Raw genomic sequence first — 15661 nt, 5'->3', positions numbered from 1 at the left:
GCGTGAATGCGCCGGCGCATTCGTGCGCCAGCGCGTGAATGCGCCGGCGCACGGACGCGCCGGCGCGCAGCTGGAGAACGGGAGGACGCAGCGCGCCGGCGCGTTGCGGAGAGGAGGATTCCATGCGCGAAATCACAGAAGAGATGGCGAGCATCCGGCAGAATTACAAGGGCAGGCGGGTCATCGTCACCGGGGGCGCGGGCGCGATAGGCAGCTCCCTCACTGCGGCCCTGGCCGACGCGGGCGCGGAGGTGATCGTCGTGGACGATCTCTCCTCCTCGTACCGCTGGTCCGTTCCGGCGCGGGGCAGCGTGCGCTTCGTGGAGGGGAGCGTCGTCGACGACGACCTGCTCGCGGAGGTCTTCCGGGACGAGACCTCCCACGTCTTCCACCTCGCCGCGCTGTTCGCGAACCAGAACTCGGTGGACAACCCGGAGCGGGATCTCGAGGTCAACGGCCTCGGCACGCTGCGGGTGCTGCGCCACGCGCGGCGGCGCGGGGTCCAGCGCGTCGTCTTCGCTTCGTCCGGCTGCGCCGCCTATGGCAGCGATCCGCCGCGGCCCGTCCCGGAGGACTACACCTCGCTGGACGTGCATACGCCTTACCAGGCCACCAAGCTGCTCGGCGAGCTCTATTGCAATTACTTCACCGGACAGGAAGGGCTCAGCACCGTTCGGGTCCGCCTCTTCAACTCGTACGGTCCGGGCGAGGTCCCTGGCCGCTACCGCAACGTGATCCCCAACTTCGTCTACTGGGCGCTTCGGCGCGAGCCTCTGCCGATCACCGGCACGGGAGAAGAGACCCGCTCGTTCACGTACGTGGGCGACATCGTCGATGGGCTGCTCCGGGCTGGCACCACGGCGGGCGCCTCGGGCGAGGCGCTCAACCTGGCGTCCGGCAACGAGACCGTCATCCTCGACCTCGCGCGCGCCATCAACGAGATGACGGACAACCGCGCCGGCATCCGGTTCGTCGAGCGGCGCGCGTGGGACACGCAGCGCCGTCGCGGAGCGTCCACCGAGAAGGCCCGGCGCGTCCTCGGCTTCGAGGCGCGGATGGACCTGCACGAGGGGCTCGCGATCACCGTGGCGTGGTTCCGCGAGCACTGGGAACAGATCGTCGCCGAGGCGCGCTTCTAACCCATGCGTGTCGCGCTCTGGGGCCCCCTCCCGCCGCCCGCCGGCGGGCTCACGCGGTGGATGCGAACCTATCTCGACGCGGCGCCGGCGGCGGGGATCGAGGCGGAGGTCATCGACACTTCGCCCCACAGCGCCGCCATCGACGCGAAGAGCAGGTTTCGCCCGGCGCGCGTGGTCCGCGCCGGCGAAGCGCTGTCCGAGCTCCACCGGCTGCTCGCGCGGCGGCGGCCGGACGTCGTTCACCTGTGCACCACGCTGTTCTGGGCGACCGCCCGCGACGGCCTCGCGGTGGAGCTGTGCCGCCGCGCGGGCGTGCCGGCGGTGCTCCACCTGCACTTCTCGACGCAGATCATCGACTGGCTGCGCGCCCTTCCGTGGCCCACCTTGCAGGCGGTGCGCGCGGTGCTCGGCCGCGCCGCCGCCGTCGTCGCGCTCGCCGAGGAGCTGCAGGAGTACGTGCAGGGCCTGGTTCCGGGCGGCCGCGTCGTCTATGTCCCGAACCCGGTCGACACCGAGGTCTTCCACCCCGCCGCCGCGCCGCGCGCGCCGGGGGGGCCGCTGCGGGTGCTCTTCGCGGGCCTGATCACCCCGCACAAGGGGGTCCTCGATCTCGCGCGGGCGACGCTGGCGGTCGAGGGGGTGACCCTCGCGCTCGCGGGGCCCCGGGCCGCCGGGTGCCCTGCGGAGTACGCCCGTCGCCTGGACGAGGCGCTCGGGGCGCTCGCGCGGCAGGGCCGCCTGGACCTGCTCGGCGAGGTGCCGGCGGCCGCGATGCCCGCGGCCTACCGCAGCGCGGACATCGCCTGTTTCCCGAGCCACGCCGAGGGGCTGCCCAACGTGGTGCTCGAAGCCATGGCGAGCGGCCTGCCCTGCGTCGTCACGCCGGTCGGCGCCGTGCCCGAGGTCATCGAGGGCGAGGACGGCCGCGCGGCCCTCGCGGTGCCCCCGAGGGACGAGGCGGCGCTGCGGGATGCGCTTCGCGCCCTGCGCGACGACCCCTCGCTCAGGGCGCAGCTCGGCGCGGCCGCGCGCCGGCGCGCCGAACGCCGTTACGCGACCCGGACGATCATGGGCGAGTACGCTGCGCTCTATGGGCAGCTCACCTCGGGCACGCGGTGAGCTGCTGCGCGATCACGCGCTCGTCGGGGGCCCCCTCGCCGAGCGCGTGACCGGAGCTCACCGCGCCGCGCGGGCGGCCATCCGCTCGACCACATGGTCGGGGTCGGCGGCCATCCGCGCCGCGAGCGCGCGGGCCGCGTCGGGCGAGGCCGAGGCGACCCCCTGGATGGCCCCGAGCCGCGCGCGCCTCGGCAGGCGCGGATCTTCGGCGAGGGCCTGCAGCTCCGCGGCCACGCGCGCCGCGGGCGCAGACGCCGCGGCGGCGCGGCCGGCCGCGGCGAGGGCGCGCGCCCTGGCGTGCGCCGGCGCCCCTGGATCGCGGCCGACCGCGAGCAGCCGTTCGGCGTCGGCGCCGCCGGCCGCGCGGAGCCACCCGAAGAAGCCCGTGCCCCGGGCTGCGCTGTGGCCGCAGAAATGCCCCTCGAGCAGGGTCGCGGCGCGCGGCGGGAGCGCGGCCGCCCAGGCGCGGCGGTCGGGCGCGCCGGCCCGGGCCGACCCGCCCGGGGCCGGCGGCGCCACGGGCGCCTCGCTCGCCGACGCACCCGGATCGGCCGGCAGCGGAGGCGCCGCGCCGCCGCCGTCCTCGACGACGCCCCGGTAAAACGCGCTCGCCTGCACGATCCTCGCCTGCTGCGGCGTCATCGTGCTCGAGAAGTCGCCCCCCGTCGGAAACATGACGTTGTTGTAATCGGGGCAGCGCTCGTACGACAGGCTCATGTCCTCGCACTCCGCGGTGTCGTCCAGCGGATCCGCGTAGCCGGCCTCCATCTCGGTGGTGTGGAACAGGCCGGCGAAATGGCCGAGCTCGTGGCGCAGGATGACCGCGTCGGCCTCGAGGTCCCCGAAGAGCGCGACGACGATGCCGCTCAGGTGCGTCCCGTGCTCCACCGCGACGGAGGGCGCGGAGGGCGTCGCGCCGGCCGCGCCCGCGAGCCGCCCGGTGAAGTCTGCCACCGCGATCACGTTGAGCGCCGGCCTGCCGGCGGCGCCCGCCGTCTGCTCGAGCACGCTGGGGAGGAGCTCCTCGTCGATGACCGCCCACTCCGACCCGAGGTGATGGACGGTGACATCGCCCAGGTCGAGCCCCACGAACCCGCGGTACGCAGAGCGCAGCGCGCGCTGCATGTACTCCTCGGAGACCGCGTTTCCGGCGATGAAGGCGTTGACGTCGATCTTCCCGCCGTGAAAGCGCCCGTCGAGCGTCTGGCGGCGCCACACCGAGAGGCGCGCCGGCCCCGCCAGCATGCCGGTGTCGCCGCCGCCGACCGTGATCCAGTACGTGCCTGGCACGAGTGGCACGGAGGCCGCTGTGCCAGTCTGCGGTACGGCGGCCGTGCCAATGCCATGATTGAAGAAGTGGGCCAGGGTGCCGGGGATCGAGTAGTTCGTCACCAACGTTCTTCCGTCGGGGCCGGTGATGGTCTCGATCCCGACCGGATCCCAGCTCGGCGTCGAGGTCACGAGCTGAGCGACGGCCGTGATGCCGAGCGTGCCGGGCGGGACGTGCACCGGGATGCTCTTTCCGGCGGTGACGTCGGGGAACTCATTCTTCACGAGGGGCGGAATCGGCGGCGCGCCGCCCTCGCCGATATTGCCGCCTTGACCGACGCCCGAGGAGCCTGGCGTGGCGGAGCTCGTGGTCGCGCCGGAGCCGCCGGTGCCGTCGGTCGGCTCGAACCCGTCGACCACCACGTTGCCGCCGCAGGCGCCTGCGGCGAGCGCGGCGAGCGCCCCCGCGGCGAGCAGCCCCCCACGGCGCGCCCGCGTCGCCCCGCGCTCGCCGTCCTGCGTCCCGGGGGACGGACCTGTGGCGCTCGATGCGGATGCAGGCGACTCTGTCATAAGCATGCTCCTTACCACGGCTAAGGGCGTCCCTTGGCGAGCGCGCAGTATGCTCGGGTCCTGGCGCGATGTCACGCGCCGCGCACCCTTGTGACCGTCCCGCAACGCAAATGGCGGGAGTGGCGGTCATTCCACCTGCTTGACGCGCATTATCACTCGACCTGGGGAGGCGTCCGTCGCGCCCTCGAAGCGCTCGATGACGGTCACGTAGCGCGACTGGCCGTCTGCGCTCTGGACGAGCCACGCGGCGTCCTTCGCCGGCGCGGGGGGGCTCGCCCCGCGATCGAGCCAGCGCCCCGTGAAGGCCGTGGCGATGTGGTCGCCGCGGTACGCGACGGCGGCATCGGTGAGGGCGGCGTGGTCGGCCGCGTCGAACCGTGCTTCCTCCGAGGCGGCGGTCCGCTCCTTGACCTCGGCGAGCGACTCGGACCTCGCCTCCTGCTCCTGGAGATCGGCGCCGCGCGCGGTCCCTGGGCCGCCGAGCTCGCCGTTGACGCCGATCTGCGACCTGCGGAAGCAGACGTGCCACGCCGTCGACGCGCGCGCCTCTTCCGGCGTGAGCATCCGCTGCTCGCCGCTCGCGAGGTCGAGGCAGGCGCTCGGCGCGGTCTCGGGCATGTCGATGCCGCCCGCGGTCGCGTCGAGATCCTCGATGTCGACCGTCGGGCCGGAGCCGTCGGGGAGCACCTCGGCATAGCGGAGCTGGTAGAGCCCCGTGACCGGCGCTCCGTCGACCTCGCCGTAGAAGGAGAGGATCTGGAGCTTCCAGTACCGCCCTTCGTGCTCGATCGCGTGGATGTGATACCGGCTGAAGGCGACGTGCGTCTCGCCGTCGTAGGCGTACCACCCCGTGAAGGCGCCGCCGGCCTCGTCCTGGAGCAGGAAGGGGGTGCTCGGCAGCTGGCCTGCCGTGTAGTCCTCGAGGGTGAGCGGCAGCGCCCCGCCTTCGCCCGGGCCGCTGAGGCCGCTGTTGGTGAACACGTCGTACCCCGAGAACGCGAGATCCCAGTCGGTGGACGCCGCGGGGTCGCCGGAGGGGACGACGACCTCCGGCGTGGCGAGGCGGAGGAAGACGCGGCCCGAGGCCGGCACCTCGACCTCGAGGAGCGCGCCGTCCTCGGTCTGCTCGCCGCCTCCGCCTCCCACGTCGTCGCTGCACGCCGGGGTGAGCAGGAGAAGCGCTGTTGCGACGGACCATCGTGTCATGAGTCCTCCCACGGTAGCTCGGCGACGACGCCGAGGTAGACGGTGCGCCCCTCGAGGGGCCGGTGATCGTTGCGGCGGCCAGGGTCCTTCTGCGCGCCCAGCAGGTTCCTGACGCCGACGTAGGCCTGCGACGAGGGCCAGAGCGGCCGCGCGAGCCGCGCGTCGAGCGTGGTGAAGCCGGGCGCGCGGCGGGTCACGCCGCGGTCGTCCACCTCGATGAACGCGCTGGAGATCGTCCGCAGCCGGGCGACGAGCTCGAGCTGGAGGGGCAGGTCGGCGCGGAGGGCCGCCTGCGCGGTGTGCGGCGGCTTGCCGGAGAGCGGCTGCCGGGGATTGCCCGTGTCGTCGCGCGTCCAGAGGTAGGCGTAGCCGGCCTCGGCGCGGAGCCACGACGCCGCCTGGAACGTCGCCGAGAGCTCGACGCCTGCGGTCCGCGCCTTGGCGACGTTCATGTAGGTATACGTGTCGACGCCGCCGGAGGTGTCGATGGGTTTCGGGTCGAAGTCGATCAGGTCGTCGACCCAGTTCGCGAAGGCGCCGGCGCGCACCGTCAGGCCTTCTCTGGGGCTCCACGTGACATCGCCGTTCGCGCCCCAGGACGTCTCCGGGGCGAGCCCCGGATTGCCCTCGAGCTTGTAGCCGAGGCCCGAGTGATCGAACGAGAAGCCGAGCTCTTTCGCGCTGGGCGCCCGGAACCCGCGGCCGCCGGAGATGCGCAGCGTGAGCGACGGCGCGGGCCGGTAGGCGACGGCGAGGCGCGGGGCGAGGACGGCGCCGTAGCGCGGCCAGTACTCGCCGCGGACGCCGGGCATGAGGGTGAGGCTGTCGGTGAGCTTCCACGCGAGCTGGCCGTAGACGGCGGCGCTGCCGAGCTCGGTGTCGGGCACCTCGTCGACGGTGCTCTCGAAGACGCCCGAGGTGGAGACCGTGGTGCGCTCGAGCTCCTGGGTGAGCGACTCGACCTCGGCGCGCGCGCCGGCGACCCACGTGAGCCGTCCCTGGGCGATGGTGGCGATGGCCTCGTAGCTCTGCAGGGTGCCTGTGCGCTCGCGCAGCTCCGACTGGGGTGAGCCGCGCAGGTTGCGCTCGCTCGTCCGGTAGGCCCACTGCCGGCCGGCGGCGAGGCGCAGGCTGGAGCCTCCGCCGAGATCGAGCGTCTCGGTGAGGTGCAGGGTGAAGCGGTCGGTCACCTCGGGGACGTCGATGAGGTAGACGCCGAGGCCTGGCAGCGGCGGCGGCTGCTCGATGCCGTCCTGCTCGTCGTGGATCCACCGCGCGCGGAGGCGCACGTCGATGCCGCGGCCGAGCGCGGCGCCGGCGCGCAGGCCGACGAGGTGCTGCGCGCGCTCGGGCAGGGCGGTGGCGGCGCTGTCCTCGAGGAGGGTGAGGCTGTCGTCCCGCTGGAACGAGGCGTCGGCGCTGGCCCAGGCGTGCTCGCCGCGGTAGGCGCCGGAGGCCTGGGCGAGGAGCCCGGCGCGGCTGCGTCCCTCGAGGCGGCCGCGGCCGCTGAAGCCCGGGTGGGCCGGGGGTGCGGAGAGGACGTTGACGACGCCGCCGATGGCGCTCGCGCCGTAGAGCGAGCTCGTCGGCCCGGTGACGAGCTCGATGCGGGAGACGTCGCTGAGCGGGAGGGAGGAGAGGTCGATGGCGCCGCCGCTGTCGCCGATGACGCGCTCGCCGTCCTCGAGGACGAGGACGCGGTCGAGGTCGAAGCCCTGGATCTGGATGGCGCTGGGGTTGCCGAGGGCGCCGTAGGCGCTCGGGTTGACCTGGACGCCGAGCTCGCCGTCGAGCGCCTCGCCGACGTTCGTGGCGCCGCGGCGCTCGGCCTCCTCGCGGGTGACGACGCGCGTGCGCACGGTGGCGCGCTGGCTGCTCTCGGGGGTGCGGGTGCCGGTGACGACGACCTCGAGGGGGGGCGGGGCGGGGGGAGGAGGGGGAGGCGAGGGCTGCGCGGGCTGGGAGGGCGCGGGTTGGGGCTGGGTGGCGGGCGCGGGTTGGGGCTGGGCGGGCGGCTGCGCCTGGGGCTGGGCGGAGGGCGCGGGCTGGGGCTGGGTGGCGGGCGCCGGTCCGGGCTGGGTGGCGGGCGCCGGTCCGGGCTGGGTGGCGGGCGCCGGTCCGGGCTGGGTGGCGGGCGCCGGTCGGGGAGGCTGCGCCGGCGGCGCAAGCTGCGCGCGCGCTGGGCGCGAAGGGGCGGCCGAGAGGAGCGCCGGACCGAGGCAGAAGGCGAGCGCGGCGCGCGTCAGGCGCCGGCGGCGGTGCACGGTCCTCCCTGGGACATCGAAACGGCAGGCTCGAGGCGCAGCAGCGAAAGCATGGGGGAGAGCTCTGCCTGTGTGGCGCAAGGTAGGTTGCGCGGTGCGCATGGTCGCCCGATTCATCGTGGCCGTCCAGCGGTTCGGGCGCGGGGGGTCGCGTCGCGGAAGGCGCAGGGACGCGGCGCGCAGGCCGCGCGGCGCGCGGCGCAAGGGCAGGGCCCTGCGCCCGCAAGGCGAGATCGCGCGCCGGGAGGGAGGTCCGTGCCGGACGAGCGGCCGCGCCGGGCTCACCGGCGCCCGGTTGGCCCCTTGCGGTGCGCTTCGACGGCTCCAGGTGGTCTGGAGAAGCCGGAACAGCCCGAGGAGGTGCGCATGAAGCCGAACGAGAAGGGATCGGAGGAACGAGGGACCGAGACGTCCAGGAGCGCCGCCGACGCGCCCTCGCACGACCGGAAGGCCGGGAGCGGACAGCACAGGCACGTCCCGGGGGACCCCGTGGAGGGCCACGAGGCCACGGCGGACAAGGAGCCGGAACAGAAGGTGGACGAGACCGTGGAGGACTCGTTCCCCGCGAGCGATGCCCCCGCGTGGACGCCGGCTCAGCCCGGCTGAGCCCACGCCAGCGGGCAGCAAGGCCGCCGGGACCGGCGCCTGCTCCCGCGAAGCCCGCCGCGACGAGCCGCCGAGCGGCCGGTTCGCGCAGCGGGCTTCGCGGGGGCGGGACCGGACGGAACGGGCGACGCGAGTTGGGCTTGCATTGCTCGACGACGGACGGTAGGTTCCCGCGCCGCATCGCCGGTCCCCATCGTCTAGCCCGGCCCAGGACTCAGCCCTTTCAAGGCTGCTACGCGGGTTCGAATCCCGCTGGGGACGCTTAGAGGATCTCAATGATCCCGATAGCTTACCGCCTGCCGAGCCCCACCCTTTCGAGTCTTGGGGCAGCGATTGGGGCAGAAGTATTTCAGGAAACACTGAGGCCGGGTCGGCGTGGAGCATGCCCGCCAGGCGGATGTAGCCCATGGTCGTCTCCATGTTCTCGTGGCCGCACCGGGCCATGACGACCTGCGGGGCCTCGCCGCGGATGGCCAGCCAGGTCGCCGCCGTCGCCCGGAGGTCGTGCCAGGTGATCTGCTTCGAGGTCGGCGTGGTCTTGTAGAGCTCCGCGCGCTCGACGCCGGCCCAGAGGAGGTACTTCCGCAGCCGGGCCGCGAGATCGCAGAGCGCTGGCATCTCGACGAGCAGCGCCCGCCCCGCCGCGCGCGCCTCGGCGACGAGGGCCTCGAGCAGCGGCATGATGTTCGGCTCGATCGGGATGCGGCGAGGGTTGTTCGTCTTCGTCTCCTTCATCGCGCCGCCGTGGTCCCGGTCGACGGCGCGGTGGATGTGGATCGTGCGGTGCGCGAGGTCGACGTCGTCGACGTGGAGGGCCTCGAGCTCGCCGGCGCGGCAGTAGAGGTAGATCTGCACCGCCACGAGCCGGCGCCACCGAACGGGCACGCGCTCGCACGCCATGAGGGAGAGGAACTCGCTGGGGTAGATGAACTGCTTCCCCCGCGCGGGGCCCTCGTCGGGCGGCCGCACCTTCTCCGCCGGGTTGTCCTTCCGGACGCGCAGCTCGAGCGTCTTCGAGCGGGCCGCGTCGTCGAAGGCCTTCGAGGCGAGCCCCCAGACGTTGCGGGCCGTCTTCCAGGCGAGCTCTCCCCCGCGGACGGCCTCGTCGAGGCGCTGGACGAGCCGCTCGAGGTCCTCGGTCGTGACGGCCACCATGTGCAGCGCGCCGAGCTGCGGCTCGATCCACTTCGCCCAGCGGCCGCGGTCCGTGCGCACCGAGGCGAGGCCGCGCCGCTCGCGCTCGTCGAGCCAGGCCTCGCCCCACTCGGCGACGGTGGGCCCCTTGGGCTGCTCGGCGCCCGCTGGCGAGCCGGCCTTCGTCGTGCCCTTGCGCTGGGCGAGCTCTGACAGGGCCTTGGCCTTCTCGCGGGCCTGCTCCTCGGTCGCGCCCTTGGGCAGCGGTACGCGCGCGCCGCGGCTCCCGTCGGCGAGGGTTGGGCGCGCCCACCAACGGCCAGACCGGAACTCGAAGGTACCTGTCCGGTCAGCCACGGGCGGCGCGCCTCCTGCGCGGGGCGGCGGAGGCGGCGAGCTCCGCCTCGAGGGTGGCCCGCTCCTCTCGCCGCCTCGAGCCGGGCCGCGAAAGGATGTAGGCGTCGACATCGGCCCAGAGCGCGCGCACCTCGCGCCCGACCTTGTGCGACGGGAAGTCCCCGCGCCGGGCGGCGTCGAGGAAGGCGCGCGAGCTCCCGATCGGGTTGTGCTTCGCCGTGGCGTAGCGCGGCGGCGCCGCGGCCTGCTGGCGCTGCTCGATGATGCCGACGGCGAGCTCCGCGGCGAGGCGGGCTACCGCGCGGCCGAACGCCTCGAGCGCGTCGGGCGGGACAAGGGTACTGGGGGTGGCGATGCCGGGCTTCATCGCGAGCCCCCTTGCGCCCCGGCCGCCCGGCAGCGTACCCTTTGAGGCAAGGCCCCGAGTCGAACCACCGGCTCGGAGCCCCGCGGGAAAAGCGGGGCCGGCAGGAGAACCACCTCCCACCGGCCCCTAGCCGCAACCTGCAACGCTTCCACGTTCGAGGTTACGACATGTCCAAATCCGTACACCGCGCCCCTCGCGGCGCCAAGGAATCCGTGCGTCCCGAGGAGCCTACGGCCGCGCAGATGGCGTTCTTCGATGAGGTCCGCGCCGCGGCGCGAGAGCTCGAGCGGCGCGCCTGCCGGCTCACGCATTCCCGGCGCGGCTCGCCCGAGCAGATCGCGACCGTCTACCTGCTCGACGTCCTTCGCACGACGCTCCGCTACGTCGAGGCCGCACGTGCGGAGGGGCGCCCGCTGGAACTGCGGCATCCGGGCGGATGGGTCACCTGCTACCTGGCCGTGGGCGAGCCCCCGGCCAAGGTGATTGACATGCGGGCTTACGTGGAGCGTCGGCGACATCGTTAGTCTCCCTGGGTCAAGTCACTCAGCGGCAACAGGGTCTTTCGGGAACGGCAGGACGTTCGTCTTCGACTTCTGCCGCTCCCAAGCCGCCTTGAAGAAGTCGAGCCCTTCCGTGGTGACGTAGAGCTTGTCGAGCCCCTTCTCGCTGCGGACATGCGCCTTCAGGATTCGAAGGATCTTGAGCAAGCAGGCGCGCCGCTCCCCGCTGCCGCCGGACGTGCGCAGCTGCCCTCCGGCCGAGGACTTCAAGTACGTCTGCGCCGGGGTGCCCGCGTCGATGCCGGCCTTCTCTCTGACCATGGTGGCGAAGGCGTCGACCTGCTCAGGGAACGCTCGGTAGGCGTACACGAACGCGGCGCGCGGCAGCGTGCCGAACTCCTTCGTGGGGAGAGCGCGGAGCACCCAGTCGACCGCGTCCCTGTTCTCCTCGTAGGTGTCGCGGATCTCGTCGGCGCTGAGGTTGCCCGTGTTCCCGTCGATGAGGCGCATGGCCGAGACGATCGCGGCGAGGTTGTCCGCCACCGCCTTCTCGACGACGCCGGCCATCGCGAGCACGTCCCCGTTGCTCTTCGTCCGGCCCGTGTCGCACTTGAGCTTCGCCTCGCGCGCGAGCGCCTCGTCCTCGTAGAACGTGACCATCATGGTGCAGGCGACGCCAGCCCTGACGATCGCGCCGAGCCGGTGCTGCCCGTCGATGATCTCCCCGCCTGGCCCGAACGCGATGCCCTGGTGCGTGGTCAGCCAGCGCCCTTTCTTGATGTCGGCGACGTACTTCGCGATCACGCGCTCGCGCATCGGCCGGTTGCTGTTGTTGCGGTGTTCAAGCCACTCCCCGGCCATCTCCGGGGTGACGACGATTACCTCGGTGCGGAGCCCAGGGAGATTCAGGCGCACTCCATCACCGCGCTTGCCCATGAAGTGGTCGGCGAGTACGTCGGCTGCCTCCATCTGGAACCGCGCGAGCTTCTCTCCGAGGTTCGCGGCCGTCGATCGCGACGGCTCAATTGTCGCCAGCCACATCGGGAGCGAGCGGTGAGAGAGACAAAATGTCTCGTAATTCTTGCCGTCTGGGCCAGTTGATATGTTCAACATACTGACTGCCCAGGGCTTCTTCTTGAGCTTCTCCACCTGCATGTTGGGCGAGATGTCCAGCACCTCGCACACGCGCCGCACGCTCACCCACACGTGCTCGCCATCGTGGCACGCGTCGAGCTCCTCACCGCACACGTTCACTTTCGTCATGGTCTTCTTGTCGTTGCTCATCGCCTCTTCCCTCTCTCCCTCATCGGCCTCATGGCCCACACCATCTCTGCGAGCGCGGCGGCGCCCTCCTCGGGCAGTGCCCGCACCGCGGCGGCCAGCTGCGCGTCTGGCATCGCCAGGAGCGCCCCAGCGAGGTCCCGCGGGCCCCTGGCTCCCGTCGACTTCACCGCACCGCCAAGCCGTCTCACTGCGCGGCGCCATCTCCTGCGGCGGGTCTCCCGGGTCATGCCGACGACCCCCCGCGCGCGCGGAAGCGCCTCTCGACTACGCGCCACCGGCCGACGACGCCGGGTAGGAGCCCGGCAAAGCCGAACAGCGAGCACGGCCAGCGGCAATGGTGTCGTCGTGATGGTGTCCCGCAATCGCCACATCGCATCGGGGCCTCCCAACGCCGCGAGCCCCGCCACCTCGGTTTGCCGAGGAGCACGGGGCGGAGCTCGCGAGCGCGCCGCTGTCAGCTCTCGGGCGACCCCACGAAGAGCGGAAGGCCGGTCTCCTTCGTCGCGACCAGCTTCGCCTCGTCGAAGGCGTCGGCCATCATGATGTCGGCGCGGTGGAGCTCGACGCGCCAGGAGATGTCGCCCCGGCTCACGCTGTACCGGAGCCGCACCGGGATCTTGTAGAGGACGCCGGACCGGAAGACCGGGATCGCGATGACGAACGCCGTCGGGACGCGCAGGGGCTCGCCGCGATCGTCGCTGTGCTGCGTCTCGTAGTGGACCTGCACCTCCCCTGTCGACAGGTTCACGGCCTGCTTCACGGTGGCGCCGACCCGCACGCTCATCCCGCGCGAGAGCTGGAGCAGCTTGAGCGGGGACGCGAACTCGATGCCTCCCAGCTTGGCGGCGAAGTCGGTGGACGTTTGGCCGACGTCGACCGGCTCGACGACATCGACGATGCGGGTCTCGAGGAACTCCGCGAACTGCTGCTGCGTCATCGGCTTGCCGTGCGCGCCCTTCCACGCGACCCACTCCTCCGACAGCGGGAAGGCGCAGATCGCTCGGTGCTCGCCGAAGCGCGCGTCGCCCTTGTCCGCCGGCTCGTGGTAGTCGAGCACCGACATCAGGTGCGGCTTCGCCGGGTCGTCCGACGCGAAGAGAGCGCTGCCATCGTCCTTGAAGCGGTTCGTGTGGTCGATGAAGCTCGCGAGGTCCCCGAGCCGCGCCGTGCCCCTCCGGCGCTCCGGGCGCTCGCGGTACTCGTCGAGGAACGGCTTGATCGACCTGATGACGTAGCTGCCGTTCGTGTCGGGCAGCACGAGGACCTCGGCGGTAACGTCGATGTCCTCGAAGGTCATCCGCTCCGGCGCGCGCGCGCTCTTCTGGGCCAGCTCGATCACCGCTTCTGCGTCCGACTTCGCCATGACTTGCTCCTTCACAGGGCCTTGACGCCCTTGTTGCCGATCACGTCCTTCGCCTCTTGCTTGCCGCCCGCGACCTCGCGGAACGGCAGCGCCGCCTGGTGCGGATTCGTCGCCGTCAGGTTCCCGCCGTCCGTCGCGTAGAAGAGCGACTTCGAGCGCACAGGGGCCGGCAGCTTCGTCTTGATGTCGGCCCCGACCTCCACGCGCCCCTTCTCGTCCGTCTTGAGCGAGAGCTTGATCACCAGCTCCCCGCTCGCCTGCCGGCACGTCGCCGAGGCCTTCTCCGATGTCGCCTTCACGACCTTCTGGAGCTCCTCTCCGAGCTCGCCGATGAGCGCCCCGCCGTCGATCTCGCTGAGGACCACGCCGAAGTTGCGCGGCCCCTCGTCCTTGTCATCCATCTACCATGCTCCCTTCAAGCCGCCTCGGGGCGGCCCCACCGGCGCCACACCGCGCCGAAGTCGATCACCCACCGCACCCGGCGCCCGTCGTCGACCGGCGGCACGCCCGTGATCTCGTGCGTCTTGACGCGGATCACCTGCTGTCCTCTCTCGCACCGCTGCCCGCCGTCGAGCCCCGTGACGATCGATGTCGTCGCGTCGGGGTAGCCCTGCCCGGTCGCGTCGAGCACCGTCCAGACGTGCTCGGGGCCGCCGTACCCGAGCCCGCCCACGATCACCACGTCGCCCGGGTACACCACCGGCAGTTCGTCGCGAGCCTCGACGAGGGCCTGGCTGTCGAGCGCGATCTCGACGAGGTCCGTCACGGCGCGCCCGGTCCGGTACGGGGTGCACAGGATCGGGTGGTCGACGCCCGCGCGACGCCACATCCCGCGGACGGTCAGCGCGCAGCCGGAGAGGGTCGCGAGCTCGCGGGCGCGTGACAGCGTCTCGCCGTCGCCGATGAGCTTGAGGTAGTCGACGGCGCTGCTCGTCATCCCCACGCCGTCGAGGCTCCGCGCGAGCTCGACGAGGGCCTTCCGCGCGGGGATCACGCGGCACCCCGGCGCAGCGGCGCGCAGCGGGCGATCTGCCGGTCAGCGACGACGGCGAGCTCGAGGAGCGCCGTGATGGTGTCCCACCCGTGGGACGAGTCCAGGCCAGCCGCCGCGTCGCTGCAGCGCTGCTCGCGCATCTCGTCCGCGACCTGCTGCGAGAGCGTCCGGACGAGAGACCACCACCTAAACTCGGCGTATTCCGAGTCCCACGCTTCGCAGACGTGGTTCGGCGGCGGCAGGTTGCTTCCCCAGTCGCGCGGCCCGCCCGGCAGGCGGCAGTGCGCCTCAGTCGAGAGCAGCGCCAGGTCGGCGTGCTTCACTGCCGCGGGGAACTCGTGCGGCAGGTGCATCCGGTCGCGCACGGCGCGCTCCGCTCGCCTCGACATCCAGCGCATCCCCCAGGCGACTTGCCGACCGACGAGGCCACGGCCCCAGAACACAGGCGCAAGGACGTCGCCAGGCGGATAGACCTCGTGCGCGTCGTGGAGCAGGCCGAGGAGCTGCACCGCCGGGCTCTCGCCGCGCGCCGCGAGCAGCTTGGCCACGCGGTATTGGTGCTCCGCGACCGTCACCGTGCCGGCGTGCCCTCCCCACCGCAGCACGTATGCGCACGCCCCGAGGTCCTCGAGCTGCACGTCCTCGGGGCGGCACGTGTACGGGTACCAGCGCGCGCCGCTACGCGTCTGGATCCAGGGTCCGCGCCGCCGCTCCTTGCGCTCCGCTCGGCGAGCCCGGGCGCGCTTGACGAGGCGAGCCCAGGCCCGCTCGGGCGTGAGCGCCAGGGCGAGGCAGAAGCACAGCATGCACGCGAATTCGACGTGCTCAAGCATCCGAGCCCCCCTTCGTACGCCGGAGAGGTGCCGGGCAGCAGTCGCATTCGTCGCCGACGACCTCCCAGCCGACCAGCACCGGATCGGTGCGACGGCGGCGAGCCCCGGCGAGGTAGGCCCCGTCGAGGTTGGCCCCGGCGAGGTAGGCCCCGTCGAGGTTGGCCCCGGCGAGGTTGGCCCCGGCGAGGTAGGCCCCGGCGAGGTTGGCCCCGGCGAGGTAGGCCCCGGCGAGGTTGGCCCGGGCGAGGTTGGCCCCGTCGAGGTAGGCCCCGGCGAGGTTGGCCCCGTCGAGGTTGGCCCGGGCGAGGTTGGCCCGGGCGAGGTTGGCCCCGTCGAGGTTGGCCCCGTCGAGGTTGGCCCGGGCGAGGTAGGCCCCGGCGAGGTAGGCCCCGGCGAGGTTGGCCCCGTCGAGGTTGGCCCCGGGTACCAACCCCTTGCCCACCAGCCAGCCGAAGAACGACGGATAGGCCGTGGCGGCCCAGAGCGTGTGGAGCCGCGTCCAGCGCACGACGAGGCCGCGGCGCGCTGGCTTGCCCTCCGCGGCGCGCTGCTCATCGGCGAGCGCCTTGATGCTGTCGAAGAGCGCGAGACCATCGGAGCAGGCCCCCTCGCGCGTGAGGGCCTGACGGGTGAGAGACACGGTGATCATGGGT

14 protein-coding genes, 1 tRNA gene and 1 pseudogene are annotated in these 15661 nt (G+C 72.7%); 5 read left to right on the top strand and 11 right to left on the bottom strand.

Annotated features, from left to right (window positions below; genetic code table 11):
• The first annotated feature begins 122 nt into the window (after positions 1-122).
• Entirely contained in the window at positions 123-1139 is a 1017-nt protein-coding gene (locus NQZ70_RS26330) for an NAD-dependent epimerase/dehydratase family protein (protein ID WP_237244076.1), read from the top strand.
• A gap of 3 nt (positions 1140-1142) precedes the next feature.
• Complete coding sequence (locus NQZ70_RS26325) at positions 1143-2258, top strand: glycosyltransferase family 4 protein (protein WP_129576666.1); 1116 nt, start codon at positions 1143-1145, stop codon at positions 2256-2258.
• 57 nt (positions 2259-2315) lie between these two features.
• Here the strand turns inward: NQZ70_RS26325 and NQZ70_RS26320 are convergent, their stop codons facing one another.
• The 3 genes from NQZ70_RS26320 to NQZ70_RS26310 form a co-directional block, all read right to left on the bottom strand.
• Complete coding sequence (locus NQZ70_RS26320) at positions 2316-4100, bottom strand: hypothetical protein (RefSeq protein ID WP_129576665.1); 1785 nt, start codon at positions 4098-4100, stop codon at positions 2316-2318.
• Positions 4101-4226: 126 nt separating this feature from the next.
• On the bottom strand, positions 4227-5306 hold the full coding sequence (locus tag NQZ70_RS26315; protein WP_165374671.1) for an HmuY family protein: 1080 nt from the start codon (positions 5304-5306) through the stop codon (positions 4227-4229).
• Positions 5303-7165 carry a TonB-dependent siderophore receptor gene (locus tag NQZ70_RS26310; RefSeq protein ID WP_272825697.1) on the bottom strand — a complete coding sequence of 621 codons (1863 nt, stop codon included), beginning with the start codon at positions 7163-7165 and terminating at the stop codon, positions 5303-5305. Before NQZ70_RS26310 ends, NQZ70_RS26315 begins: the two co-directional genes overlap by 4 nt.
• A 771-nt stretch (positions 7166-7936) precedes the next feature.
• On the opposite strand from NQZ70_RS26310, the gene NQZ70_RS26305 reads away from it, so the two are divergent.
• Entirely contained in the window at positions 7937-8176 is a 240-nt protein-coding gene (locus NQZ70_RS26305; RefSeq protein WP_129576664.1) for a hypothetical protein, read from the top strand.
• Between the two features lie 186 nt (positions 8177-8362).
• Positions 8363-8437: transfer RNA gene (locus tag NQZ70_RS26300), tRNA-Glu, on the top strand.
• Between the two features lie 189 nt (positions 8438-8626).
• Here NQZ70_RS26300 and NQZ70_RS53430 read toward each other — a convergent pair.
• Both NQZ70_RS53430 and NQZ70_RS26290 read right to left on the bottom strand, forming a co-directional pair.
• A pseudogene (locus NQZ70_RS53430) lies at positions 8627-9076 on the bottom strand (tyrosine-type recombinase/integrase); the annotation flags it as partial.
• 583 nt (positions 9077-9659) lie between these two features.
• A complete protein-coding gene (locus NQZ70_RS26290) occupies positions 9660-10034 on the bottom strand; it encodes a hypothetical protein (RefSeq protein WP_129576657.1) in 375 nt (124 codons plus the stop codon).
• Between the two features lie 167 nt (positions 10035-10201).
• On the opposite strand from NQZ70_RS26290, the gene NQZ70_RS26285 reads away from it, so the two are divergent.
• Positions 10202-10558, top strand: a complete 357-nt coding sequence (locus NQZ70_RS26285; RefSeq protein ID WP_129576656.1) for a hypothetical protein — start codon at positions 10202-10204, stop codon at positions 10556-10558.
• A 15-nt stretch (positions 10559-10573) separates the two neighbouring features.
• On the opposite strand, the gene NQZ70_RS26280 is transcribed toward NQZ70_RS26285, so the two are convergent.
• The 6 genes from NQZ70_RS26280 to NQZ70_RS26255 all read right to left on the bottom strand — a co-directional run bounded on the left by NQZ70_RS26280 (position 10574) and on the right by NQZ70_RS26255 (position 15657).
• A complete protein-coding gene (locus NQZ70_RS26280) occupies positions 10574-11818 on the bottom strand; it encodes a phage antirepressor N-terminal domain-containing protein (protein ID WP_165374177.1) in 1245 nt (414 codons plus the stop codon).
• A 454-nt stretch (positions 11819-12272) separates the two neighbouring features.
• Positions 12273-13181, bottom strand: a complete 909-nt coding sequence (locus tag NQZ70_RS26275) for a DUF2303 family protein (protein WP_129576654.1) — start codon at positions 13179-13181, stop codon at positions 12273-12275.
• 11 nt (positions 13182-13192) lie between these two features.
• Positions 13193-13582 carry a hypothetical protein gene (locus tag NQZ70_RS26270; protein WP_129576653.1) on the bottom strand — a complete coding sequence of 130 codons (390 nt, stop codon included), beginning with the start codon at positions 13580-13582 and terminating at the stop codon, positions 13193-13195.
• Between the two features lie 14 nt (positions 13583-13596).
• Positions 13597-14175, bottom strand: coding sequence for a hypothetical protein (locus NQZ70_RS26265; protein WP_129576652.1), 579 nt, complete (start codon positions 14173-14175; stop codon positions 13597-13599).
• A complete protein-coding gene (locus NQZ70_RS26260; protein ID WP_129576651.1) occupies positions 14172-15008 on the bottom strand; it encodes a hypothetical protein in 837 nt (278 codons plus the stop codon). The genes NQZ70_RS26265 and NQZ70_RS26260 overlap by 4 nt, the downstream gene beginning before the upstream one ends.
• Entirely contained in the window at positions 15001-15657 is a 657-nt protein-coding gene (locus tag NQZ70_RS26255; protein WP_272825691.1) for a pentapeptide repeat-containing protein, read from the bottom strand. Before NQZ70_RS26255 ends, NQZ70_RS26260 begins: the two co-directional genes overlap by 8 nt.
• Between the last annotated feature and the right edge of the window lie 4 nt (positions 15658-15661).

The organism is Sorangium sp. So ce836 (assembly GCF_028553905.1).
GTDB classification, from domain to species: Bacteria; Myxococcota_A; Polyangia; order Polyangiales; family Polyangiaceae; genus Sorangium; species Sorangium cellulosum_D.
Note: the sequence above shows the minus strand (reverse complement) of the source record. Positions and strands in the feature narration are given on the sequence as shown.

Bases quoted from the DNA above. Each gene is read 5' to 3' on its own strand.
- NQZ70_RS26330 (WP_237244076.1), top strand. From the start codon at position 123: ATGCGCGAAATCACAGAAGAGATGGCGAGCATCCGGCAGAATTACAAG.
- NQZ70_RS26325 (WP_129576666.1), top strand. From the start codon at position 1,143: ATGCGTGTCGCGCTCTGGGGCCCCCTCCCGCCGCCCGCCGGCGGGCTC.
- NQZ70_RS26320 (WP_129576665.1), bottom strand. From the start codon at position 4,100: ATGACAGAGTCGCCTGCATCCGCATCGAGCGCCACAGGTCCGTCCCCC.
- NQZ70_RS26315 (WP_165374671.1), bottom strand. From the start codon at position 5,306: ATGACACGATGGTCCGTCGCAACAGCGCTTCTCCTGCTCACCCCGGCG.
- NQZ70_RS26305 (WP_129576664.1), top strand. From the start codon at position 7,937: ATGAAGCCGAACGAGAAGGGATCGGAGGAACGAGGGACCGAGACGTCC.
- NQZ70_RS26290 (WP_129576657.1), bottom strand. From the start codon at position 10,034: ATGAAGCCCGGCATCGCCACCCCCAGTACCCTTGTCCCGCCCGACGCG.
- NQZ70_RS26285 (WP_129576656.1), top strand. From the start codon at position 10,202: ATGTCCAAATCCGTACACCGCGCCCCTCGCGGCGCCAAGGAATCCGTG.
- NQZ70_RS26280 (WP_165374177.1), bottom strand. From the start codon at position 11,818: ATGAGCAACGACAAGAAGACCATGACGAAAGTGAACGTGTGCGGTGAG.
- NQZ70_RS26275 (WP_129576654.1), bottom strand. From the start codon at position 13,181: ATGGCGAAGTCGGACGCAGAAGCGGTGATCGAGCTGGCCCAGAAGAGC.
- NQZ70_RS26270 (WP_129576653.1), bottom strand. From the start codon at position 13,582: ATGGATGACAAGGACGAGGGGCCGCGCAACTTCGGCGTGGTCCTCAGC.
- NQZ70_RS26260 (WP_129576651.1), bottom strand. From the start codon at position 15,008: ATGCTTGAGCACGTCGAATTCGCGTGCATGCTGTGCTTCTGCCTCGCC.
- NQZ70_RS26255 (WP_272825691.1), bottom strand. From the start codon at position 15,657: ATGATCACCGTGTCTCTCACCCGTCAGGCCCTCACGCGCGAGGGGGCC.